Origin of the sequence: Streptomyces sp. NPDC029674 (assembly GCF_044903205.1) — a bacterium.
Taxonomy (GTDB): Bacteria; Actinomycetota; Actinomycetes; order Streptomycetales; family Streptomycetaceae; genus Streptomyces.
Map to the genome: position 1 here is coordinate 93,810 of NZ_JBJDPY010000006.1, position 21,714 is coordinate 115,523.

The window sequence follows — 21,714 nt, forward strand, 5'->3', positions numbered from 1 at the left end:
CGCCGGATGATGGCTCGTCAGGCTAACCAAGGGGCCAGGATTTCGGGACAGGTTCACAAATGCCTCTCACATCAGGCCGGTTCCCTTCCATCACGCGGACACGACGACGACGCACCCCGGTGCCGCTAGCCGGCACTCGGCCCGTGCGGGCGGCCGCCCGTACCGCGCCGGGCCGCTTGCCGAGCACCTGCGCGGCGGCGGGCCCGTCCAGGCCCACGACCACCCGGAGCAGCACCGCCTCGCCCTGGTCGGGCGGCAGGGCGGCGACCAGGGCGAGGACGCGCTCCGTCGAGAGGGTCTCCAGCGCTTGGCCCGCCGTGTCGTCCACGGCCGGGATGTCGAGGACGTCCTGCTCGGTCAGCGTGCCGCGCGGCCTGCTCCGCTGCCGCCGCAGATGGTCGATGGCACGGTGCCGCGCGACGGCCGCGGCCCAGCGGCGGAAGTCGGCACCGCCGCCCTGGAACCGCTCCAGGTCCCGCACGATCTGCAGCCAGGCCTCGGAGGCCACGTCAGCTCTTGATCACAATCCGTCGGACAGCGATGTACCCCACCCTGCGCCACGGTTCCCCATAACAAAAGAAGGCTTAAAAATTCACCGGCGTCGATATCACGCCGCGTGGCGCACCCGCCCCGGCAAGGTGAGGTAAAAGCTTTGCAGCGACGGTTCGGAACCGCCTGTTCCGCCTCGCTCCAGGCAATTGACGACCTTGCCGAGAGGATTCCACACCCGGCCGTCCGGCATCCGGACACCGACCCGTTGCCCGAAGAATTCCCGCTGCTCTCCGTCGAAGTCGATCCAGACGGCGCCCGCGCGGCGCACGAGGACTTCCCCGACGTACGCCCCGAGGCCGAAAAGCGCCCCTGCGATCTCGGCCCGCTCCCGGCCTCCCTTGCGCAGGCCTTCGATGAGGAAGTCGACGACGCGGAGGCTGCCGACGGAGAAGTCGAGCGGTATCCGGTTCCGCGCGGTCGCCTGCGCGACGAATTCCCGCGCCCGATCCCTCATCCCTCTCGCACCGATCGTCTGCCCATGTCTACCGTCACCGTCCATGGCTCCCACCCCTTCGTCCCGGCATCCGAGAGCGCGATACGCGCCCCCTCATATCAAGCGGAAGTCGCGTCTCTGCCGTCACGGCTTCCAGCCGTGCCCCTTCTCACACGGACATGCCCCATGTCTCGTACAACCATCACCCCACTCCGAGCGTCGCACTCTCCGGCGAAAGGTCCGGTTTATTCTTCCGCTGGTAAACAGCGCACGGAGTGTTGTATAACCGGCCGGATTCTGCGAGGGACCGGAATAGGGACGGAAACAATGCGGGACGAAAACGCGGGCGCCGTCAAAGAGACCGACGGCTTAGGGGAAGAGGTCATTCCGGAGGACCCGGACGACCCGACGGTGGTCGGTGAGGTCTCCGACCGGCGCGTGGTGGCCGTGGGCGCCGTGCTTCTCGGCATCTGCGCCGGCTTCGTCGTCTACGGCTTTCTGGGCGGCGACGACGAACCGGAGCGATCCGCCGCCCCCACCGCCCCGGTGACGTACCGCGTCACCGGCACGGGCACCGCCGACGTCTCGTACCTCTCGGGGAACACCGGAGGGAGCGCCACCGTCGAGACGGGCGTCGAGCTGCCCTGGCGGAAGACGGTGCGCGTTCCGCTCGGCAAGGACCCTGCCGTCAGCATTCGGCTCGGCGAGCGGGGCGGAGAGGCGAGCTGCACGCTCTCCGTACGCGGTGAACACCAGCGGCGCGCCACGGCATTCGGCGCCCACGGGCGCGCCACCTGCAGCGTCGAGCTGTCGGCGGAACGGGACTGATCACAGTTCTCGGTGGTGTCCCCGCGCCCGCCGGGACACCACCGCCCGCAGCACCCGCCGGCCCTCCGTGGAGACGTTCATCGCCTGCCGCAGACCGCCCGCGGGGCCCGCTCCCTTGTTGGAGAGGAGCTCCAGGATCGTCACCTGGCGGCGGAGTTCGGCGGCGACCAGCGGGGACATGCCGTCCGTGCGGCCCTCGCGGCGCGCCGCCACCGAGCGGGTGCCGACGGGCCCGGTGTCCAGCAGGCGGTGGACCTGGAGCGCGGCGACGGAGCAGCCGTCGGCCCACTCACGGACCTCGGCGCCCGAGCGCGCCACCGGGACCGCGTCGAACATGCGGCGGGCGAGCGCGGCGGCCTCACCGGCGGCGCCCGGCACCTGCCCGGCCAGGTCTCCCGCCGCGTCGAGCGCCGAGCGCGCCTCGGCCAGCGGCCCGTCCCAGTCGCCGCCGTCGGCGAGCCCGGCCCAGAGCGGCCGCAGCAGGTCGTCCTCGCCGCCGAGCACCGGCACGCACCGGTCGAGGCAGGCGAGCCCGCTCGCCGCCAGGCCCCTCTCGTCGGCCTGCGCGATCAGCTCCACCAGGCTCATGCCGTACGTCTCCCCCGTCACGGATCCCCCGTCACGGACCCTGTACTGCCCCTTACTGCGTGCACCGCCCCGGGAACGTCACTGGGGCACGACGCCAAGGCGGTCGAGGAGGCGGAAGAAGAGCTGTTCCGCGGAGGGTTCGGCCTTCGCGTTCAGTACGTCGAACAGTGGCCCCGCCGGCACGGTCCGGCCCGATTCCGCGGCCCAGGCGACCGCCCGCTGCGCGGCGTCGCGCGGTTCCAGGAAGTAGTCGTCGACGGTGAGGTCGGTGTCGCCGAGGTAGTCGGCCATCGCGCGCCGCGCCAGGCACGTGGTCCACGCGCCGCTCTCGGGCGCCGCCGCCTCGACGATCACGCAGGCGCTGTCGAGCACGTATCCGAAGAGGGCGGGCGCGCCCGTCTCCCGGGCGAACGTGTTCATGTTCCCGACGTCGCGCGTGCCGTCGCCGCCCGGCACCTCCCACACCTGCCAGCCGTCGGGCCGCCGGTCGAGCAGGGTCAGTTCGTCCCGCAGGCCCGCCCCCCTTGATAACACAGAGAGCTCCGCGAGCGGCCGCTCGCTCCTGCCGACGACGTAGTAACCCCAGTAGCCCATGCCACGTCCCCCACCCGCCGTGTTCCGCACACTCCTACCGCAATGATGCGGCTAGCCGACCGTATCGGCGAGCTTCACGAAGTCGCTCCAGGACAGTTGGGGCTTCCCCGGGTCCCAGAGCTTCTGGACGGTGGCCCGCAGCGGCATGCGGATGCCCTGCGCGACCTGCTCCTGGCTCTGCGCTCCCGCGAGGTCGCCCCACACCGCGAACGTGCCGCCGAGGATCTGGCCGTCGTACTTCTCGCTCACCGGCCGCGTGCCGCGCACCACCAGCGGGGTCCAGTCCTCGTAGATCCGCTGTCCGGTCGGGTAGCGGAAGTCGTTGGGCTGCCCGAGGACGTAGTAGAGGAACTCGTCGTTGTAGTTGGTGAGCTTGCGGCCCGCCGCCAGGTACTCGTCGGGCTCGCGCGCGCCGATCTCCTTGCCCGTCCAGTAGGCGACCTCCAGATCGCCGGCGGCCTCGGCGGTCCCGCCCCGGAAGAAGCCGTCGTTCCAGGCCTTCAACTTCTTGTCGAACTTGCGCACGGTGTCGGCCCGGTCGTTCAGCCAGCCCGTCGCCAGGTCCTGCACGCGCGCGCCCGGGCCGTACCGCTCGCGGGCGGCGGCGGCCAGCCGCGGGTAGGACGCCTCGGGGTTCTTGACCGTGAGGGCCTGGTATTCGTCGGCGCCGAGGTGCCAGTACGCGCCGGGGAACAGCTCGGCGTACTCCTCGAGCAGCTCGTCGACGATCTTCGCCGCCGCCGGGTCGGAGATGTCGACGGCGCCGCGCGTGGCGGCGCCACGGGCGTTCCGGAGCTGCAGGGAGGGGTGCTCGCGGATGACCGTGCCGAGGTGTCCCGGCGAGTCGATCTCGGGCACGACGGTGATGTGCCGGCTCTTCGCCAGCCGCACGATGCGGCGGACCTGGTCCTTGGTGAGGTGGTCGGAGGAGACGATCTCGGGGTGCGAATCCGACTCGATGCGGAACGCCTGGTCGTCGGAGAAGTGCAGGCCGAGCTGGTTGTACTTGAGATCGCCGAGCTCGCGTATGCGGTCCTCGATCCACTCCGCGTCGAAGTGCTTGCGGGCGATGTCGAGCATGAAGCCGCGCTGCGGCTTGGCAGGGCGGTCCCGCACCACGCCCTCGGGAGCGGTCCTGCCGCCGCTGACCTCCTGCTTCAGGGTGCGGGTCCCGTAGAAGACACCGGCCTCGGCCGGCGCGGCTATCCGCACCTGCTGCCCCTTCACGGTCAGCGTGTACGACTCGGCGCCGCCGCCCTCCTTCGCTTCCGGCTTCTTCTCATCCGGCTTCTTCTCGTCCGTGAGCGCCAGTTCCACGTCGCCGCTGCGAGGCTTCGCGTCTCCCCCGTACGTCAGCTTCAGCTCGCCGGCGAGCAGCCGCGCCTCGTCCTCGAGGCCGTCGTCACGGACGACGACGCGTCCCTTTCCCTCGGCGGGACGCCAGCCGGGGCCGCGGGCCGCGGTGTGTTCGCGTACGGCGGGGATGGTGGCCGGGGCCTTGGAGAGCTCATAGCTCTTGGAGGGACTGGGCGCGACCGAGGGGGCGGACTTCCCGCCCGGTGGCGGCCCGTCCGCGGTCCCTTCGCCGTCGCCGCCGGGCCAGACCGCCACGGTCAGCGCGACGGCCCCGGCGACCGCGGCACCGCCCGCCGCGGCTATCGGCCCGCGCCTCACCGGCCACCTCGCGGTGCCGTTCGCCCACCTCGCGGTGGCGTGCGCACATCCCGCGGTGCCGTTCGCTGTCGCGGTGCCGTTCCCGGTGCCGCACCTGAAATCAGAGTCAGAACCAGAGCCATAGATCCACGCTACGACGCGTTCTCACACCCGGCTCGTCCACACTGTGAAGCGAAACTCTCCTATTCGGGTGAAATTCGCTCATCCTTCGGACACCTCTCCGCACACCTCGATAGCGTTACGTCACCCCCACACCCGCACCGCCCTCCCTTGCCGCCCCCTGCCCAGGAGCGCACGCTGTCCCCGCACCAGCTGACCCTGCTGAACTCCGCCACGCCGGCCGCGGCCACCGCCGCGCTCCTCACCTGTTGCGGCAGCCGGCGCTGGGCCCGCCGGGTCGCCGCCCACCGTCCGTACCCCGACCTGGAGGCCCTGCTCGCCGCGTCCGACGAGGCGGCGTACGACATGTCGCCCGCCGACCTCACCGAGGCCCTCGCCCGCGAACCCCTCGATCCCGGGATCCCGCACCGGGCCGCGGGTCACGCCACCAGGACCGCCGCCCACACCGCCCTGCGCGCCGCCCACGCCGCGTACGAGAGCCGCTTCGGGCACACCTTCGTGATCTGCCTCGACGACGTCGCCCCTGACGAGGCCCTCGACCACCTGCTCTCCGGCATCCGGTCACGCCTCGGCAACGATCCGGAGGACGAGCGCGCCATCGCCGCCGAGGAGATGCGCCGGCTCGCCCGCGGCCGCCTGGCCCGCCTCACCCCGGAAACGGCCGTCCCACCGGCCTCTCGGGCGATTCGTGCGCAAACGCACCCCGATAGCCCGTACGTGCCTGTTTGATTGCCTGTTTGACCACACCCGCGGACCCGGGGCGGGGCTACCGACAACTCGTCGATACGATGACGAGTGGCCGGTGGACCGTACCCGGCCGGGCTCGTCCGACCAGAGAAGCCGGCCGGCCCCTACCCCCGCTCCCGGAGGAACTTCCGTGCCGGCTGGAACGCTGTACCGCGGCCGGGAAGGAATGTGGTCATGGGTGGCTCATCGAGTCACCGGCGTCCTCATCTTCTTCTTCCTGTTCGTGCATGTGCTCGACACCGCTCTCGTCCGCGTCTCCCCGGAGGCGTACGACGATGTCGTCAGCACCTACAAGACGCCGATCGTCGCACTCCTCGAGTACGGCCTGGTCGCCGCAATCCTCTTCCACGCGCTCAACGGCCTGCGCGTCATCGCCGTCGACTTCTGGTCGAAGGGTCCCCGCTACCAGAAGCAGATGCTCTGGACCGTCGTCGGCATCTGGGTCGTCCTGATGGTCGGGGCGCTGTACCCCGTCCTCGGCCACGCCGTCCGCGAAGTCTTCGGGAGCTGACGCCAGACATGTCTGCTGACACCACGCTCGACAAGTCCGCGACCTCCGGAGTGGGTCCCGTCGAGGGCGCCTCGCTCTACGACGTGGACAACCCGGCCCCGGTCATCGAGGCGCCGCGCAAGCGCACCGCCAAGACCCCCCGCTCGACCCGCGGCAACTTCGAGATGGCCGCATGGCTCTTCATGCGCCTGTCCGGCGTCGTCCTGGTCGTCCTCGTCATCGGCCACCTGCTGATCCAGCTGGTGCTCGACGGCGGTGTCTCGAAGATCGGCTTCGCGTTCGTCGCCGGCCGCTGGGCCTCGCCGTTCTGGCAGGTCTGGGACCTGCTGATGCTCTGGCTCGGCATGCTGCACGGCGCCAACGGCCTGCGCACGGTCATCAACGACTACGCGGAGCGCCCGAACACGCGTCTGTGGCTCAAGGGCCTGCTGTACACCGCCACGGTGTTCACCATCCTTCTGGGCACGCTGGTGATCTTCACCTTCGACCCGAACATCCGCTAAAGCCGAGGCGACTTCCGTGAAGATTCACAAGTACGACACCGTCATCGTCGGCGCGGGCGGCGCCGGCATGCGCGCCGCCATCGAGGCGACGAAGCGCAGCCGCACCGCCGTGCTCACGAAGCTGTACCCCACGCGTTCCCACACGGGCGCCGCGCAGGGCGGCATGGCCGCCGCGCTCGCCAACGTGGAGGAGGACAACTGGGAGTGGCACACCTTCGACACGATCAAGGGCGGCGACTACCTGGTCGACCAGGACGCCGCCGAGATCCTCGCGAAGGAGGCCATCGACGCGGTCCTCGACCTGGAGAAGATGGGCCTGCCGTTCAACCGCACCCCGGACGGCACCATCGACCAGCGCCGCTTCGGCGGTCACACCCGTAACCACGGCGAGGCCGCCGTGCGCCGCTCCTGCTACGCCGCGGACCGCACCGGCCACATGATCCTCCAGACGCTCTACCAGAACTGCGTCAAGGAGGGCGTGGAGTTCTTCAACGAGTTCTACGTCCTCGACCAGCTCATCGTCGAGGTCGACGGAGTCAAGAAGAGCGCGGGCGTCGTCGCGTACGAGCTGGCCACCGGCGAGATCCACGTCTTCCAGGCGAAGTCCGTGATCTACGCGTCCGGCGGCACCGGCAAGTTCTTCAAGGTGACGTCGAACGCGCACACGCTCACCGGTGACGGCCAGGCGGCCTGCTACCGGCGCGGTCTGCCGCTGGAGGACATGGAGTTCTTCCAGTTCCACCCGACCGGCATCTGGCGCATGGGCATCCTGCTGACGGAGGGCGCCCGCGGTGAGGGCGGCATCCTCCGCAACAAGGACGGCGAGCGCTTCATGGAGAAGTACGCGCCGGTCATGAAGGACCTCGCGTCCCGTGACGTCGTGTCCCGCTCCATCTACACGGAGATCCGTGAGGGCCGCGGCTGCGGTCCCGAGGGCGACCACGTCTACCTCGACCTCACGCACCTCCCGCCGGAGCAGCTGGACGCGAAGCTCCCGGACATCACGGAGTTCGCGCGCACCTACCTCGGCATCGAGCCCTACACGGACCCGATCCCGATCCAGCCGACCGCGCACTACGCCATGGGCGGCATCCCGACGAACGTCGAGGGTGAGGTCCTGGCGGACAACACGACGGTCGTCCCGGGCCTGTACGCCGCGGGCGAGGTCGCCTGCGTCTCCGTGCACGGCGCCAACCGCCTCGGCACCAACTCGCTCCTCGACATCAACGTCTTCGGCAAGCGCGCGGGCATCGCCGCCGCCGAGTACGCCGCGAAGAACGACTTCGTCGCCCTCCCGGAGAACCCGGAGGAGCTCGTCGTCTCCCAGGTCGAGCGGCTGCGCGACGCCACGGGCACCGAGCGGGTCTCCGAACTCCGCAAGGAGCTGCAGGAGACCATGGACGCCAACGTCATGGTGTTCCGCACCGAGCAGACGATCAAGACGGCGGTGGAGAAGATCGCGGAGCTCCGCGAGCGCTACCTCAACGTCTCGATCCAGGACAAGGGCAAGCGGTTCAACACCGACCTCCTGGAGGCCATCGAGCTGGGCAACCTGCTCGACCTCGCCGAGGTCATGGCGCAGTCCGCGCTCGCCCGCAAGGAGTCCCGCGGCGGTCACTACCGCGAGGACTTCCCGAACCGCGACGACGTCAACTTCATGCGCCACACCATGGCGTACCGCGAGGTCGGCGACGACGGCACGGAGACGATCCGTCTCGACTACAAGCCGGTCGTCCAGACCCGCTACCAGCCGATGGAGCGTAAGTACTGATGGCTACCCCGACCCTCGAGAAGGAAGACGCCAAGCCCGAGGCGGGCTTCGCCGACTCCCCGTACATCACGGTCACCTTCCGCATCCGCCGGTTCAACCCGGAGGTCTCCGCGGACGCCGTCTGGGAAGACTTCCAGATGGAGATCGACCCCAAGGAGCGCGTCCTCGACGGCCTCCACAAGATCAAGTGGGAGCAGGACGGCACGCTGACGTTCCGCCGCTCCTGCGCGCACGGCATCTGCGGCTCGGACGCCATGCGGATCAACGGCAAGAACCGTCTCGCCTGCAAGACCCTGATCAAGGACATCAACCCGGGCAAGCCGATCACGGTCGAGCCCATCAAGGGTCTGACGGTCCTGAAGGACCTGGTCGTCGACATGGACCCGTTCTTCCAGGCGTACCGCGACGTCATGCCGTTCCTGGTCACCACGGGCAACGAGCCGACGCGCGAGCGTCTGCAGTCGGCCGAGGACCGCGAGCGCTTCGACGACACGACGAAGTGCATCCTGTGCGCCGCCTGCACGTCGTCGTGCCCGGTGTTCTGGAACGACGGCCAGTACTTCGGTCCGGCCGCGATCGTGAACGCCCACCGCTTCATCTTCGACTCGCGTGACGAGGCGGGCGAGCAGCGGCTCGAGATCCTCAACGACAAGGACGGCGTGTGGCGCTGCCGCACGACGTTCAACTGCACGGACGCGTGCCCGCGTGGCATCGAGGTCACGAAGGCGATTCAGGAGGTCAAGCGCGCGCTGATCACGCGTCGCTACTGATCACGCGTCGCTACTGATCTCACGCCGTTACCGGCCTCACGCCGTTACTGGTCCAGGCGGGCCCCGCTCCTTTCTGGGAGCGGGGCCCGCCTGCGTCGAGGCTCGCGATGGTGAACGGAGCGAACGGGCCCCGGCGAAGTCGATGGCGTAGATCACATAGCGCACGGCGTGCCGCCCTCCTTTGTCCCCACAAATCCCGCAACTCCCTGCCCGGACAAGCCGAAACGGGCTTGGCACTCCCACCCGCCCCCCGGATACCGTGAGTTCGCACATTCGCGTAGCACAACGGGGGACACGACATGAGGGCCATCGGCCGACGCCCCGGCATGGGCCGGTTCGAGGTGGTCGCCGTGCAACCGCCGCCCGGGAGCGCCGCGAACGGCATCGGCGCCGTCGGCAGGATCTCCGTGGGGGAATTCTCCGAGCACTTCCCCATGGATCTCTCCTACTGGGACGTGGACGACTACCGGGCCAGTTGGGCGCGTGCGCTGCGCGTCGTGGACGGCCGGGACGAGGCCACCTCGTGTCTCGTCTCGTCCATCTCCGACCCGGCGACCGCCAACTTCGTGTTCTGCTGGCCGGTCTACCGGAGCGGGCCGGACGTCCGCATCCAGAATTCCGTCGTCTTCCTCGACGAGTTGACCGAGCCATTTCGGCCGGACGAGCCGTGGCGGTCCGTGGGGCCGCGCAGCACGGTCGACGAGGACGGCAACCAGGTCTCCGAATGGCAGACGGACATCAGTGCCGTCAGGAGATTCCTCACCGCGGTCACCTGACGGCGCTGTCACGCCGCGACACAGACACCCCCCACACGCCCCGAAACCGTCGCATCGCTTTTCCCCCCCCACCCATGAGGAGTCCGAGTGAACCGCCCCACCCGTCTCGTGACGGCCGCGCTGACCGCGTCCGCAGCCCTGCTGTTGACCGCGTGTGGTTCGGGGGGAGGTGACGGAGGTGGCGGCGGGTCCTCCGACAAGATCGAAGGGGCCGACGGCGGGCAGAAGCCCAAGGCGTCGGCGAGCGCACGGCCGGACGGCGCGAAGCGGCCCGAGGTGAAGCTGCCGGGCTCGTTCAAGGCCGACTTCGTGGGGTGGCACAACAGCGACCCGAAGAAGCAGGCGATCCTGGACGACGGCAGGGAACGCCTGAAGGCGGAGTACGCGGCCGTCATCGCCGCCGACCCGCAGGCGAAGCCCGTGAGCTTCTACACCTCGCAGCAGGCGCTGAAGTCCTCCCGTACGTACATCAAGGGATACGTGGACAACAACCACACCCTGGTCGGCGCCGCGAGGGTGTTCAACCCGCAGGTCAGCCTCTCGGACGCGGGTGGCGTGCTCTTCTACTGCGTCGACGAGAGCAAGGGCTACACCGAGGACCGCGAGACGAAGAAGCGGACGGGCACTCCCGACGACGTGAACCCCGTCCTCCAGTACCGCACCACGCTGAAGAAGACACCCGAAGGGGTCTGGAGCACCGTTTCCCTGGAGACGGAGCGTGGGGGGTGCGACAAGTGACGAGGCGTCCTAAGCGGTACGTGCCGCTGCTGGCCACGGTGGCCCTCACGCTCGGCGCCTGCCCGGCGACGGCGCACGCGTTCGGCGAGGACGCGGACCACCCGCCCGCCGGACGACCCACCGGCCCGTCCGGCGGCGCTTCCGGCAACTCGCTCACGGCGGGCGTCGGCACCAGCGTCACGGTGAAGCAGGTCAGCGGCGGCAAGGGCGGTTCGTCGGCCAAGCCCGTCGTGGCGGTGGACCCGAACTGGAAGCCGCCGTCCTGCTGGTACGAGCCGGTCGCGTCGCCCGAGGAGCTGAAGGACAGCGTCGAGAAGCTCAAGAAGGGCGGCGACCTGGTTCATGTGACGCCCTCGCTCAGCTGGGGCGAGGAACTCATGGTGAACCACTACGAGAAGGGCAAGGAGCAGTCCGACGGCGCCAAGGGCTACAAGGACTTCAACATCGGTAAGAAGGGCAAGTTCTGGCGCGGTGTCATGAACCCCGACGTCGAGGACACCTTCGAAGCCCGGCAGTGCGAGACGAACCTCTTCTGGCAGGACGCCGGCACGATCCCCGACATCAAGAACGCGCCCACCCCGGAGATCCTGGCCGGCTACGCCTACAACAAGATCAAGGTCCCCGACACCGAGGTCGAACTGAAGCCCGAGGGCAAGTTGACCGTGAACCTGCCGACCTGGGTGTGGCTGGACAAGGGAGAGTTCGAGCCGGTGAAGGTCCGCGCCGAGCTGCCGGGCACGGGCCTGTGGGCCGAGACCACCGCCAAGCCGGTCAGCCTGCACCTGGACCCCGGCACGTCGGACGCCGAGACCTTCCCCGCCGACGGTGAGTGCGCGGTCAACGACGACGGCAGCATCGGCACTCCCTACACGAAGGGTTCGTCGAAGGAGGACCCGCCGTGCGGCATCAGGTACCTGCGGCCCACCAACGGGGAGTCGTTCCGGATGAAGGCCTCCATCACCTGGGCGATCACCTGGGAGGGCAACGGCGGCGCGGGCGGCGATCTGCCCGACGGCACGTTCGACGGGGCGCAGGACGTCGAGGTCCAGGAGGTCCAGTCGATCAACCGCTGATGCCCTGGGCCGGGGCCCCCGGACGCCTTGGAGCTGAGGCCCTACGCCCGTACGGCCGAAGTATCGCGCGCTCCGCGGTGCGGTGCATGCGCGCCTGCGCCGGTGCGGCGGGCCCCGGCCTACCCTGACGGAATGTCAGACAACCAGTCGGTCGGCCTGTCCGCTGACCAGTCCGCAGAGCTTCTCGGCTTCGACAACGTCCTGCTTCCCGTCGGCGACCTGGGCGAGGCCGTCGGCTTCTACGAGCGGGCCGGGTTCCCCGTCGCCTTCCGGCTCGACGAGATCGGCCTCGCCATCCTGAAGGTGGGGAAGGAGACGCCGGGCGTGCTGCTGCGCGTGGAGGACGGCATCGTCCCGCGCACGCCGTCGTGGCCCTCCCCCCGCCTCTGGCTGGAGGTCGGGGACGCCCGCGCGAAGGGGCGGGCGCTGGCGGCCGCGGGGGTGCCGCTGCTCGCCGAGCCCTTCTCCGTGGCCACCGGCTGGACCGTGGAGATCGCCGACCCGTGGGGGAACGTCGTGGGGTTCGCGGACTACCTCAAGCGGCCGGAACTCGCCCGGAGCTTCTGAGCGGGCGGGAGGGATTGCCCTCTCTCTCCCCCCCCCGGGCGGGGCCGCCGCGGTCAGAGCTGGCTCAGGATCGTCGGGTCCGTGATCTTGTCGTCCCTGGCCAGCATCATCGCCTTGCTGAGGATGACCGCCAGCGTCCGGTCGCCCTCGAAGGGCAGGTATCCGGTGCCGCTCACGGATGCTCCCGCCCCCGACGCCGAGGGGACTATGCAGACGTATTGCTCCGAAGGCGTCCGCAGGACGTTCCCCGACCCCAGGTGGATCTTGTACGTGTGCCGCTCGCCCCGCACGTGCAGGAAGCGGCCCTCCACGGAGCACCGGTCGCCGATCGCGAGCCGCGGCACCAGGCGGGCGATCAGGTCCCGGCGGGTCTCCGCGCTCGGCCCGAGCTCCCCGAAGCCGTACGACGTCCAGTACTCGCGGAAGCGTCCCGCCGGGCCGCCGTCCTGCCACGTGGGGTCGTTGCCCACGCTGGCCACGCCGACGAACAGGTCGACATCGCGGAGCACTTCGCTCACGACGAGCTCCGGTATCTCCTCCAGGGGCAGCGGGTCGACCGGTTCCCGGCCGTCGGCGAGCCACATGCGGTACTCGCCGCCGCCCGCGTGCGCGGAGTTCTCCGGGGCGTCGATGGGGTAGAAGCGGATCTGGTCGGTGCGGACCCGCAGATAGCTGCCCGCGTCGGTGAGGTCCTCGGTCCAGGCGTCACCACCGATGCCCTCGATCCAGTACTCGGCGCGCAGCCCCCAGCGCGGCAACTCCCTCACGGCGGGCGGGTACTCGTCGTCGACACACAGGCGCAGCTTGTTCCGCCACCCCCGCACCGCCGCCAGCGAGTTGAACTGGTGCTGGCGCAGGACGTGCGCGGCGAAGCGGTTCGAGTACGTGCCCGTGGCCCGCTCGGCGTCGGTGAGGAGGTACACCTCGCGGTGGGCCTGCTTGAAGGGCTGCGTGATGCCGTGCCGCTCCAGCCAGCCGCGCCAGGCCACGATCTCGGCGGCCTCGTGGCCCACGGGATGCCAGAGCCCGACCGTCGTACCGTCCTTCACCGGCTCGTCGGTGAGAGTGCGCAGCTCCCCGTCGGCGTAACCGCAGGGTGTCCCGTCGACGGTCCACAGGAGGCGGCGGGCGAGCGTGCCGACCAGCGGGTGGTCGAGCAGCCGCTCGCGCCACGCGTCGTACGTCCACTCGCGGCGGGCCAGGAACTGCCGGTCGAGCCGCTCCGCCTGCGCCGAGAGCATCTTGTCGATGTCCTTGACGGCGGTCTTCAGCTCTTTCAGGTCGTCGGCGTGGTCGCGCTTCACGGGGGCGGGCGGCGACTTGACCTGCTTCCCCGCGCCGTTGCGCCACCGGAGCGCGGCCTTCGTCCCGGTGATCGTCAGCTCGGCCTCGCAGTCGCCGAGCCGCCGCACGCAGTGCCCGACCTCCGTCAGGCCGTACGCCGGAACGGCCAGCTCCTCGACCTCGTCGCGGCTCAGTCCGAGCGCCTCGGCGCGCGACTCCAGGCCGGCGTTGACGATTTTGAGCGTGGTCTTGTACGTCACCCGGGAGGCGAGGCGGGACAGTTCGGCGAGGGACGCCTCGCCCTCGGCGCGGGCGAGCGCGACGACGCCGGCGTTGGCGACCTTGGGGTTGCGCGGGCCCAGTCCCTGGATCTTGCGCAGGGACGTCTCGACGAGGGAGCCGAGGGTGCGGGCCGACTCCGGGTGGGGCGGGAGCAGCGCGAGGGTCCAGGCGAGGCCGCGGATCGCGTCGGCGTTGAACGGGTCGTACTCGTCGTTCGGCGCGATGCCGTAGCCGTAGGTCAGGAGCGGCTGTGCGCGGGGGCTGCCGACCAGGCCGAGCCATGCCACCAGGGTGTTCCGGACCTCATCGGCGTCCAGCGGTGCGAGGAGAGCGCGGGCCGTCTGCTCCCACTTGGGGGTGGGCTTGCCGGTTTTCGCCGTGAGCGCGTGCCGCACGAGCGCGTGCCAGGTACCGCCGGGGCCATCGGCCGCCCCGAGACCGGCGAGGTCCGCCAGGACCCGGTCGGACCAGACCTCGCCCGGGTTGAGCAGCGGCTCCGTCAGCGCGGTGACGACCTTCTTCAGCCGGGGGTCGTCCTGCCAGTACTGGACGAGGAGGGTGCGCCGCAGGGCGGCGACGGCGAGCGGGGGCGGGGTGCGACCGGCCGCCGCCTCCGCCTCGACGAGCGCGAGGGCCTCGCGCGTCGACCGCACGCAGTGCTCCGAACCGAGCTCCTCCAGGCGCCGGGCCCGCTCCTCCGCGAGCGGGTCGCCCGGCAGGTCCTTGCCGATGATCCCGAGCAGCGTGAGGGCGTTGATCCGCGTCGGTGACTCCAAGTGGTACGGATTGCTCAGCTCTATGAGGGAGTCCGCGATCCGGCGGCGCTCTTCCGGGGGCAGTGCGTGGACGACCCCGAGGACCTTCTCGCCGTCGTGGCTCCACTGGTTGCCGTTGGTGATCGCCGTCTTGAGGAGTTCCTCGGCGAGGCCCGGCATGTCGCCGTCGGCGGCGAGACGCTCCACGTTCCGCACCCGCTCCGGGTAGTGCCTGGTCATCAGCCACCCGCCAGCGGGACAAGCTTGAGGAAGGTGACCTCCGTGCCGGGCGCCAGGTCGACGTCCGCGTCCAGGTCCTCCACCTGCCGGTCACCGACCAGGACCAGGAAGCCGTTGCGCCCGAACGCCTCGACGGCCTGCCGGTACTGGCGCTCGGGATCTATGTGGCGCGGGGTGCGCAGCGCGTATCCGTTCGGCGTCCGCTCCGCGTCCGTGGGCCGCACGAGCCCGCGGAACACCCCGGACGTGCTCGCGTTGTACTCCGCGACCTCCTGGAACACCCGGCGCCTGATCACCTCGCGCAGCGCGAGCCGCTCCTCCGCCACGTCGAGTCCCCCGCCGGTACGGCGCTCCCCCGCTGTCGTCTCATCGACGAACGTCACCATTCCCATGCCCTCGACAGTAGGGCCGACCACTGACAACGGCCGTCCGCGCCAGGCTTCCGCCCCTCGCACCGGCGCGCTCAGCCCCGTACCAGCGCCCACACCGTCTTGCCGTACCTGCCGCGCCGCCACACGCCCCACGCCTCCGCGATCGCGTCGAGGAGCCGCATGCCGCGGCCGCTCTCGTCCTCCCAGGCGTCGGCGGTGCGCAGTTCGGGCTCCGACGGGCTCTCGTCGGACACCTCGATGAAGCAGGAGCCGTCGGCGAGCACCGTCACCGCGACCTCGAACTCCCGCTCTTCCACGGGCCCGTGGAGGATCGCGTTAGTCGCCAGCTCCGACACGAGCAGCACGGTGTCGTCGTGCGCCCCGTGATCCGCCGGCTGCCCCCAGGCCGACAGGTGGTCGTGCACGCGCGTACGGGCGAGCGGCACTGACGCGGGGTGCGGCGGCAGTCTGAAGGCGTCACGTCTCAACAAGTCCCCATTCCTCCCCCATTCCTCCCCCCGTTCACCCTCCGACGCCTCAATGCTGCGCAGAGGAGCCGCACGGTGTCACTGCGGCACCTCGGGGCTCACCCACATCTGGCGAGTTCTGCCGCATCTGGCCAGTTCTGCCCAAATGCCTTGCCGGAGCGGGGCTTTGGACGGCGCGCGCCGCTCAGGCCTGGCGCGACGCCAGCTCCACGACCGTGATGTCCGACGGCGCCCCGACCCGTACCGGCGGCCCCCAGGCGCCCGCGCCGCGCGTGACGTAGAGCTGCGTGTCGCCGTACCGCTCCAGGCCCGCGAGCGTCGGGTTGGCCAGGTCCGCGACGAAATTGCCCGGCCACAGCTGGCCGCCGTGCGTATGGCCGGAGAGCTGCAGGTCCACGCCGTGCTCGACGGCATCGTGGATGACGACCGGCTGGTGCGCGAGGAGCACGGAGGCCCGCGAGCGGTCCCGGTCGCCGAGCGCCTTGGCGAAGTCGGGGCCCTTGCCCTCGTCCTCGCCCGCCACGTCGTCGACACCCGCGAGATCGAAGCCGGGGAGTTCGGTACGGGCGTTCCGCAGCGGGCGCAGGCCCAGTTCGCGGACGTGGTCGACCCACTGCTCGGCGCCGGAGAAGTACTCGTGGTTGCCCGTGACGAAGTACGCACCGTGGCGCGCCCGCAGCCCCGCGAGCGGCGCGGCGGCCGGACCCAGGTCCTCGACGCTGCCGTCCACCAGGTCTCCCACCACGGCGATCAGATCCGGCTGGGTGGCGTTGACAGTGTCGACCACCCGCTGCGAGAAGCCGCGTCCAAGGATGGGCCCGAGGTGGATGTCGCTGACCACGGCGATCCGGAATCCGTGCGCCGCGCGCGGCAGTTTGGCCAGCGGCACGGTGACGCGCTTCACCTTGGGGCCGCGGAGCACGCCGTACGTTCCGTAGCCGACGGTTCCGGCCGCGACGGCCGCCGCGGTGCCGCCGACGACACGGGAGACGAAGAGGCGGCGGGAGGGGGCGGGGGCGGCGCGCACGGGTTCGGGCGCGTGTTCGGGTGCGCGTTCGGGCTCGGGCCCGGACGGCGCGTCGGGTCCGGTGTCCGCCGTGGCTGCGGACACGTGTTCCGGCTTCGGCTCCGGGACGCTTCCACGGTCCGCGTCACGCTCCGCGTCATGCTTCGTGTCGCGTTCCGCCCACCGCCGCAGCAGGGGGCGCACCAACTCCCCCACGAGCAGCGCGAGCAGCAGGTAGAGCGAGAGGGCCAGCCACATGAAGCCGGGCCAGGCGAGCACCCGCTGCAGCAGGAACGGCGCTCCGGAGCGCTCGGCCACGAGCGCGCCGAACATCAGCAGCGGCCCGGCGACGAAGACCACCGTGCCGGTCCGCCGGGCGAGCCCGGGACCGGCCGTGGTGTCCCGCACCAGACGGCGCCACGCGTACCAGTGGAGGGCGGCGAAGGCCGCGAGGACGGCGAGGCCCACAAGGACCGTGAGGACGACCACAGCTATGACGTTCTGCGCAGAGCACGGACTCCACGGAACCCGATGACCCCTACCGCCGTCCCCAAGACAAAGGAGACAACGGCAAGCGTCAGGTGCACCCAGAAGTACCCGGTCGGGTTGTCCGCGTCGTCGAAGGCGAGCCCGCTGCCGTCCTTCCACAGGTTCTTGACGAAAGTGATCCAGATGAACCAGCTCCACACCCCGAAGGCGAGCAGGAACCAGGAGACAGGGCGGCTGAGCTTCATGCGTTCAGTATCGCCAGGTCCCGTCCCGCGCCGCCGCCGGGGTGGGGACGACGGGATACAGCGCACCTCGGGAGCGACGCACACAGTCCCGCCCTGTACGTTCTCGTCCGTGCCTGCCGTAAAAAAGACCGCCATGTTGGTCGCTTCCGCCGCATTGCTGACCATGTCGACCGCAGCGCCCGCGCTCGCGGACGGGAAGCCGGGAGGCGACGAGGAGCACCCGAAGCCGCCCTCCAGGATGTCCACCGTGGGCGGTGCGCGGCTCGGTGAGCCGGGCACTCAGGTGAAGCTCAAGGCGGGCGCCCCGGTGCTGCCCAAGGACCTGACGGGGCGTTCCTGGATCGTCTCGGACGCCGAGTCCGGCGAGGTCCTGGCCTCGCACAACGCGCACTGGCGGCTGCCGCCGGCGAGCACCCTCAAGATGCTCTTCGCGGACACGGTCCTGCCGAAGTTCCCCAAGTCGCAGAAGCACAAGGTGGCGCTCTCCGACCTGGAGGGCGTCGGCGCGGGCAGCAGCATGGTGGGCATCAAGGAGAACGAGACGTACTCCGTCCACGACCTGTGGCTCGGTGTCTTCCTGAAGTCGGGCAACGACGCGGTGCACGTCCTGTCCGCGATGAACGACGGTGTCCCGCAGACCGTCAAGGACATGCAGAAGCACGCCGAGGAACTGCAGGCCCTCGACACGCACGTGGTCTCCCCGGACGGCTACGACGCCAAGGGGCAGGTCTCCTCCGCGTACGACCTGTCGCTGTTCGCCCGCTCCGGGCTGCAGAAGAAGGACTTCCGCGAGTACTGCGCGACGGCGACGGCCCAGTTCCCCGGTGAGACCAAGAAGGTCAAGAAGGGCAAGGACAAGGGCAAGACGAAGCGGGGGTCCTTCGAGATCCAGAACACCAACAAGCTGCTCACCGGCGCCCCCGGAGTCGAGCCCTACAAGGGCATCGCGGGCGTCAAGAACGGCTACACGTCGAACGCGGGCAACACCTTCACCGGTGTCGCCGAGCGCGACGGCAAGGTGCTCCTCGTCACCGTCATGAACCCCTCCTCCGGAGAGGCCCACGCGGTCTACAACGAGACGGCACGGCTCTTCGACTGGGGCTTCAAGGCCGCGGGCAAGGTCGACCCGGTGGGTGAGCTCGTCGCCCCGAAGGGCGCGGCCACGGGCGGCGCCGGCAAGGGTGCCCCGGGCAGCGGCGGCGAGGGCGCCGTCGAGAAGGCGGCGCACGCCTCCGACAACGGGACGAGCGGCATGGGCATCGCGCTCGGGATCGCGGGTGGCGTGCTCGCGCTGCTCGCCGCGGGTGCCTTCGTGCTCAGGCGCCGGATGCCGCTGCCGGGCCAGGCGGGCCGGCGGTCGCGTCAGGACTGACGGCGGGATCCGGCCGGGGAGGCAGCTTCTTCGGAGGCTGCCTTTTCGCCGCCCTCGCTGTCTTCGCCCGTTGTACGTGACGCTTTCCGCGTCGCCGTCCAGGCGGCGCAGAACAGCAGCAGCTTCGCCGTGAAGTTGATCCACAGGAGCAACGCGACGGGCACTCCGAAGGCGCCGTACATGTTCTTCGCGGCGACGCCCTTCATATAGCCGCCGAGCAACAGCTTGAGCAGTTCGAACCCGGCCGCGCCGATCAGCCCGGCGGTGATGAGCTGCCGCCGGTGCGGCTGCACGCCGGGCAGCAGTGTCAGGACGTAGAGCAGCAGCAGGAAGTCCGCGAGGACGGCGATGGCGAACGCGACGACCTGGAGCAGCACGGTGCCCCAGCCCTGCTCGTCGATGCCGAGGAGGTCGGCGGCCCAGCCGACGGCGGTCGAGGCGAGGCCGGACGCGGCGAACGACGCGAGACCCACGCCGCCGAGCCCGATGAGCACTCCGGCGTCCTTGGCCTTGCGCAGGACGGGGTTCTCCTCCTCGTCCTCGAGCTCCCAGACGGCCCGCAGGCACTCCCTTATCGAGCCGACCCAGCCGATGCCGGTGAAGAGCAGCAGGGCGCCCGCGACGAGGCCCACGGTGCCCGCGTTGGCGACCAGCGCGTCCAGGTTCAGCTGGTCGGAGATGCCGGGGACCTGTTCGGAGATCTTGTCTTCCAGGGTGTTCTGCTGCTTCTTCGACAGGGTGGCCGCGGCGATCGCGGCCGCGACGGTGAGCAGTGGGAAGAGCGCCAGGAAGCTGATGAACGTCATGGCGGCGGCGAGGCGTGTCCAGTGCACGTGGTCGAGCCGGTCGTAGGCCTGCCACGCGTGCGTGCGCATGCCTTTCTCCACGAGGGGCCCGATGCCGGGCAGTTTCTTCAGCCAGTCCATGTCGCCTCCGTGCCTGCGGTTCTGCCTGTTGTCCTGCCCGGTGAGCGGAAGACCAAAGTCCGGGTACCCCAGAACCGCAGGACAGTGGCGAGTGCCATACCGATTCCGGCGCCCGAGACGGTGTCCGCCCGCTGTGAGGTGAGGCCGAGACCGTAGTGGGACACGGCGATGCACAGCAGTTGGACGAGGGCGCCCGCGATGTTGACGGCGAAGAACACCACGTACTGGCGCAGCCGGGAGACCTCCGCGGTCCTGCTCCGGTAGGTGCCGAGCGCGTTGCCTGCGTACGCGACCGAGCAGCCCGCCACGAAGGAGAGCGCTTTGGCGGTCAGCGGGTCCAGGCCCACGGGTCCGCGCAGCCAGATGAAGAGGCCGAGGTCGGCGGCGTACGCGCAGATCCCGACGGCGGCGAAGCCGAGCAGCTCGGGCCCGAGCGACCGCAGCCGTCCGCGCAGGGAACGCACCTTAGCGCGTAGGGAATTCAAACTCACCAGTCCGCGACCGCGAGTCCGTACATCGCGAGCCACACCAGGCCGATCACGGCGAGCGCCCGGTCCCGCAGGACGACGTCCTCCGGCTCGCCCGCCGTGCCCCGGTCGGCGAAGACGGCGTAGCGCAGGATGGCGAGGATGAAGGCCGCCATGGAGAGCTGGCGCCAGGGCAGCAGGCTCACATCTGCGGCGCCGCCCTCCTCCATGGCCCACAGGCAGTACGCGAGAACGGCGACGCCCGCGGCCAGTTGCCACACGAAGCGCAGGTATCCGGTGGTGTATTCGGTGAGCAACGCGCGCGTGGCGCCCAGTTTCTCCGCGCTCCCGGACATCTGTACGGCTTCGGAGTAGCGCTTGGCGGAGACCATGAAGAGCGCGCCGAAGCCCGTGGTGATCAGGAACCAGCGCGAGAGCGGGATCTCGAGCGCGAGGCCGCCGATCATGGCGCGCATCAGGAAGCCGGTCGTGACGATCGTGAGGTCGACGACGAGGACGTGCTTGAGGCTGATGCAGTAGGCGAGTTGCATGCCGACGTACGCGGCCAGGAGCGCCGCTGTGAGCGGTGTGCACAGGACAGCGGCCGCCGTGGGCGCGAGGACGGCCAGGAGCCCTCCGACGGCGTAGGCGACGGGCACGGGGACCTGTCCGGCGGCGACCGGTCTGCGGCACTTGGTGGGGTGTGCGCGGTCGGCGTCCGCGTCGCGCGCGTCGTTGATCAGGTAGACGGCGGAGGCGGCCGCCGTGAACAGCGCGAAGACGATCGCGACTTGGGTGAGTGCGTGCCGCGAGAAGAGTTCGCCGGCGGCCGCGGGGGCCGCGACGACCAGGATGTTCTTCACCCACTGGCGGGGGCGCGCGGTCTTCAGCAGGCCGAGCGGCAGACCGGCGGCGCTCGGGCGCTGGGCCGGGCGGGGCCGCTCCAGGACGGTGGAGATACGTTCAGGCATGGCTGCCTCCGTTCATCCAGGCGGCGCCCACGCGCGCGGTGAGCGCGCCGAGCGCCGCGCCCGCGGCCACGTCGGAGGGGTAGTGGACGCCGACGACCATCCGGGAGACGCACATCGCGGCGGCCAGCGGCGGTACGAGGCGGGCGCCGGCGGGGCGCAGGGCGCCGTACGCGACGGTGGCCGCGGCGGCCGAGGTGGCGTGCGAGCTGGGGAAGGAGTGCCGGCCCACGGTGCGTACGAGGGGTTCGACTCCGTTGTGGCTGCCCGGGCGCGGGCGCCGGACGATCCGCTTGACGCCCATGCTGGCCAGGTGTGCGGCGGCGGTGAGGGCCGTGCCGCGCAGCCACGCCCCGCGGCGCTCGCGGTCGACTGCGGCGCCCGCGAGGCCGGCTGCGATCCAGAGCGCGCCGTGCTCGCCGGTCCGCGACAGGGCGCGCGCGGCGGCCGCCACGCGCGGGTTGGCGCCGCAGTCGCGCAGGGCCGCCAGCAACCGGTGGTCCATGTCGTGCATGTCGCCTCTATTTCGAAGACGTTCGAGAGCCGGGCATCTCAACTCTTCTAAACAACATGCTC

At 70.4% G+C, this 21,714-nt stretch carries 24 protein-coding genes and 1 pseudogene; 11 read left to right on the forward strand and 14 right to left on the reverse strand.

The annotated features are described in order from the left end of the window. Nucleotides 1-22: 22 nt before the first annotated feature. Together ACI2L3_RS16030 and ACI2L3_RS16035 are read right to left on the reverse strand one after the other, a co-directional pair. A pseudogene (locus tag ACI2L3_RS16030) lies at nucleotides 23-511 on the reverse strand (RNA polymerase sigma factor); the annotation flags it as partial. A gap of 96 nt (nucleotides 512-607) precedes the next feature. Then, nucleotides 608-1,051: a hypothetical protein gene (locus tag ACI2L3_RS16035; RefSeq protein ID WP_404752992.1), complete on the reverse strand. Its 444-nt coding sequence runs from the start codon at nucleotides 1,049-1,051 to the stop codon at nucleotides 608-610. A 261-nt stretch (nucleotides 1,052-1,312) separates the two neighbouring features. On the opposite strand from ACI2L3_RS16035, the gene ACI2L3_RS16040 reads away from it, so the two are divergent. Next, nucleotides 1,313-1,813, forward strand: coding sequence for a hypothetical protein (locus tag ACI2L3_RS16040; RefSeq protein WP_404752993.1), 501 nt, complete (start codon nucleotides 1,313-1,315; stop codon nucleotides 1,811-1,813). On the opposite strand, the gene ACI2L3_RS16045 is transcribed toward ACI2L3_RS16040, so the two are convergent. The 3 genes from ACI2L3_RS16045 to ACI2L3_RS16055 all read right to left on the reverse strand — a co-directional run bounded on the left by ACI2L3_RS16045 (nucleotide 1,814) and on the right by ACI2L3_RS16055 (nucleotide 4,669). Continuing rightward, a complete protein-coding gene (locus ACI2L3_RS16045) occupies nucleotides 1,814-2,401 on the reverse strand; it encodes a hypothetical protein (protein ID WP_404753303.1) in 588 nt (195 codons plus the stop codon). Between the two features lie 78 nt (nucleotides 2,402-2,479). Beyond that, nucleotides 2,480-2,995: a hypothetical protein gene (locus ACI2L3_RS16050; RefSeq protein WP_404752994.1), complete on the reverse strand. Its 516-nt coding sequence runs from the start codon at nucleotides 2,993-2,995 to the stop codon at nucleotides 2,480-2,482. Nucleotides 2,996-3,046: 51 nt separating this feature from the next. Beyond that, the gene (locus ACI2L3_RS16055) at nucleotides 3,047-4,669 is read right to left on the reverse strand and encodes a glycoside hydrolase family 20 protein (RefSeq protein WP_404752995.1); all 1,623 of its coding nucleotides are present in this window, start codon (nucleotides 4,667-4,669) and stop codon (nucleotides 3,047-3,049) included. A 270-nt stretch (nucleotides 4,670-4,939) separates the two neighbouring features. Here ACI2L3_RS16055 and ACI2L3_RS16060 point away from each other — a divergent pair, with 270 nt between their 5' ends. From ACI2L3_RS16060 to ACI2L3_RS16100, 9 genes are all read left to right on the forward strand, one after another. Further along, nucleotides 4,940-5,518 carry a 2-oxo-4-hydroxy-4-carboxy-5-ureidoimidazoline decarboxylase gene (locus ACI2L3_RS16060; RefSeq protein WP_404752996.1) on the forward strand — a complete coding sequence of 193 codons (579 nt, stop codon included), beginning with the start codon at nucleotides 4,940-4,942 and terminating at the stop codon, nucleotides 5,516-5,518. Nucleotides 5,519-5,666: 148 nt separating this feature from the next. Beyond that, complete coding sequence (gene sdhC, locus ACI2L3_RS16065; protein ID WP_150185849.1) at nucleotides 5,667-6,047, forward strand: succinate dehydrogenase, cytochrome b556 subunit; 381 nt, start codon at nucleotides 5,667-5,669, stop codon at nucleotides 6,045-6,047. An 8-nt stretch (nucleotides 6,048-6,055) separates the two neighbouring features. Beyond that, nucleotides 6,056-6,550: a succinate dehydrogenase hydrophobic membrane anchor subunit gene (locus ACI2L3_RS16070; protein WP_404752997.1), complete on the forward strand. Its 495-nt coding sequence runs from the start codon at nucleotides 6,056-6,058 to the stop codon at nucleotides 6,548-6,550. Between the two features lie 16 nt (nucleotides 6,551-6,566). Continuing rightward, nucleotides 6,567-8,321, forward strand: a complete 1,755-nt coding sequence (gene sdhA, locus ACI2L3_RS16075) for a succinate dehydrogenase flavoprotein subunit (protein WP_404752998.1) — start codon at nucleotides 6,567-6,569, stop codon at nucleotides 8,319-8,321. After that, a complete protein-coding gene (locus tag ACI2L3_RS16080; RefSeq protein WP_404752999.1) occupies nucleotides 8,321-9,091 on the forward strand; it encodes a succinate dehydrogenase iron-sulfur subunit in 771 nt (256 codons plus the stop codon). Before sdhA ends, ACI2L3_RS16080 begins: the two co-directional genes overlap by 1 nt. Nucleotides 9,092-9,390: 299 nt before the next feature. After that, nucleotides 9,391-9,867: a hypothetical protein gene (locus tag ACI2L3_RS16085; protein ID WP_404753000.1), complete on the forward strand. Its 477-nt coding sequence runs from the start codon at nucleotides 9,391-9,393 to the stop codon at nucleotides 9,865-9,867. Between the two features lie 87 nt (nucleotides 9,868-9,954). Next, complete coding sequence (locus ACI2L3_RS16090; RefSeq protein WP_404753001.1) at nucleotides 9,955-10,605, forward strand: hypothetical protein; 651 nt, start codon at nucleotides 9,955-9,957, stop codon at nucleotides 10,603-10,605. Continuing rightward, entirely contained in the window at nucleotides 10,602-11,678 is a 1,077-nt protein-coding gene (locus tag ACI2L3_RS16095) for a hypothetical protein (RefSeq protein ID WP_404753002.1), read from the forward strand. Before ACI2L3_RS16090 ends, ACI2L3_RS16095 begins: the two co-directional genes overlap by 4 nt. 156 nt (nucleotides 11,679-11,834) lie before the next feature. Continuing rightward, nucleotides 11,835-12,245, forward strand: coding sequence for a VOC family protein (locus tag ACI2L3_RS16100; protein WP_404753304.1), 411 nt, complete (start codon nucleotides 11,835-11,837; stop codon nucleotides 12,243-12,245). A 53-nt stretch (nucleotides 12,246-12,298) separates the two neighbouring features. Here ACI2L3_RS16100 and ACI2L3_RS16105 read toward each other — a convergent pair whose 3' ends face one another. From ACI2L3_RS16105 to ACI2L3_RS16125, 5 genes are all read right to left on the reverse strand, one after another. Beyond that, nucleotides 12,299-14,806: a DUF4132 domain-containing protein gene (locus ACI2L3_RS16105; protein ID WP_404753003.1), complete on the reverse strand. Its 2,508-nt coding sequence runs from the start codon at nucleotides 14,804-14,806 to the stop codon at nucleotides 12,299-12,301. Beyond that, nucleotides 14,806-15,198: a hypothetical protein gene (locus ACI2L3_RS16110; RefSeq protein ID WP_404753004.1), complete on the reverse strand. Its 393-nt coding sequence runs from the start codon at nucleotides 15,196-15,198 to the stop codon at nucleotides 14,806-14,808. The genes ACI2L3_RS16105 and ACI2L3_RS16110 overlap by 1 nt, the downstream gene beginning before the upstream one ends. 71 nt (nucleotides 15,199-15,269) lie before the next feature. Then, nucleotides 15,270-15,668, reverse strand: a complete 399-nt coding sequence (locus tag ACI2L3_RS16115) for an ATP-binding protein (RefSeq protein ID WP_404753005.1) — start codon at nucleotides 15,666-15,668, stop codon at nucleotides 15,270-15,272. A gap of 181 nt (nucleotides 15,669-15,849) precedes the next feature. Next, a complete protein-coding gene (locus ACI2L3_RS16120; protein WP_404753006.1) occupies nucleotides 15,850-17,160 on the reverse strand; it encodes a metallophosphoesterase in 1,311 nt (436 codons plus the stop codon). 2 nt (nucleotides 17,161-17,162) lie between these two features. After that, nucleotides 17,163-17,405 (reverse strand): SCO4848 family membrane protein, encoded by a 243-nt coding sequence (locus tag ACI2L3_RS16125; protein ID WP_098244352.1) that lies wholly within the window; start codon nucleotides 17,403-17,405, stop codon nucleotides 17,163-17,165. A gap of 109 nt (nucleotides 17,406-17,514) precedes the next feature. Here ACI2L3_RS16125 and ACI2L3_RS16130 point away from each other — a divergent pair, with 109 nt between their 5' ends. Next, the gene (locus ACI2L3_RS16130; RefSeq protein ID WP_404753007.1) at nucleotides 17,515-18,777 is read left to right on the forward strand and encodes a D-alanyl-D-alanine carboxypeptidase family protein; all 1,263 of its coding nucleotides are present in this window, start codon (nucleotides 17,515-17,517) and stop codon (nucleotides 18,775-18,777) included. Here ACI2L3_RS16130 and ACI2L3_RS16135 read toward each other — a convergent pair. From ACI2L3_RS16135 to ACI2L3_RS16150, 4 genes are read right to left on the reverse strand one after another with little or no spacing between them, the layout of a single operon-like run. Continuing rightward, nucleotides 18,768-19,703, reverse strand: coding sequence for a YihY/virulence factor BrkB family protein (locus tag ACI2L3_RS16135; RefSeq protein ID WP_404753008.1), 936 nt, complete (start codon nucleotides 19,701-19,703; stop codon nucleotides 18,768-18,770). The two genes, ACI2L3_RS16130 and ACI2L3_RS16135, sit on opposite strands and share 10 nt — an antisense overlap. Beyond that, nucleotides 19,691-20,158 (reverse strand): GtrA family protein, encoded by a 468-nt coding sequence (locus ACI2L3_RS16140; protein WP_404753305.1) that lies wholly within the window; start codon nucleotides 20,156-20,158, stop codon nucleotides 19,691-19,693. Before ACI2L3_RS16140 ends, ACI2L3_RS16135 begins: the two co-directional genes overlap by 13 nt. Nucleotides 20,159-20,190: 32 nt before the next feature. Beyond that, nucleotides 20,191-21,141 (reverse strand): decaprenyl-phosphate phosphoribosyltransferase, encoded by a 951-nt coding sequence (locus ACI2L3_RS16145; RefSeq protein WP_404753009.1) that lies wholly within the window; start codon nucleotides 21,139-21,141, stop codon nucleotides 20,191-20,193. After that, complete coding sequence (locus tag ACI2L3_RS16150) at nucleotides 21,134-21,652, reverse strand: phosphatase PAP2 family protein (RefSeq protein ID WP_404753010.1); 519 nt, start codon at nucleotides 21,650-21,652, stop codon at nucleotides 21,134-21,136. Before ACI2L3_RS16150 ends, ACI2L3_RS16145 begins: the two co-directional genes overlap by 8 nt. Nucleotides 21,653-21,714: the final 62 nt, after the last annotated feature.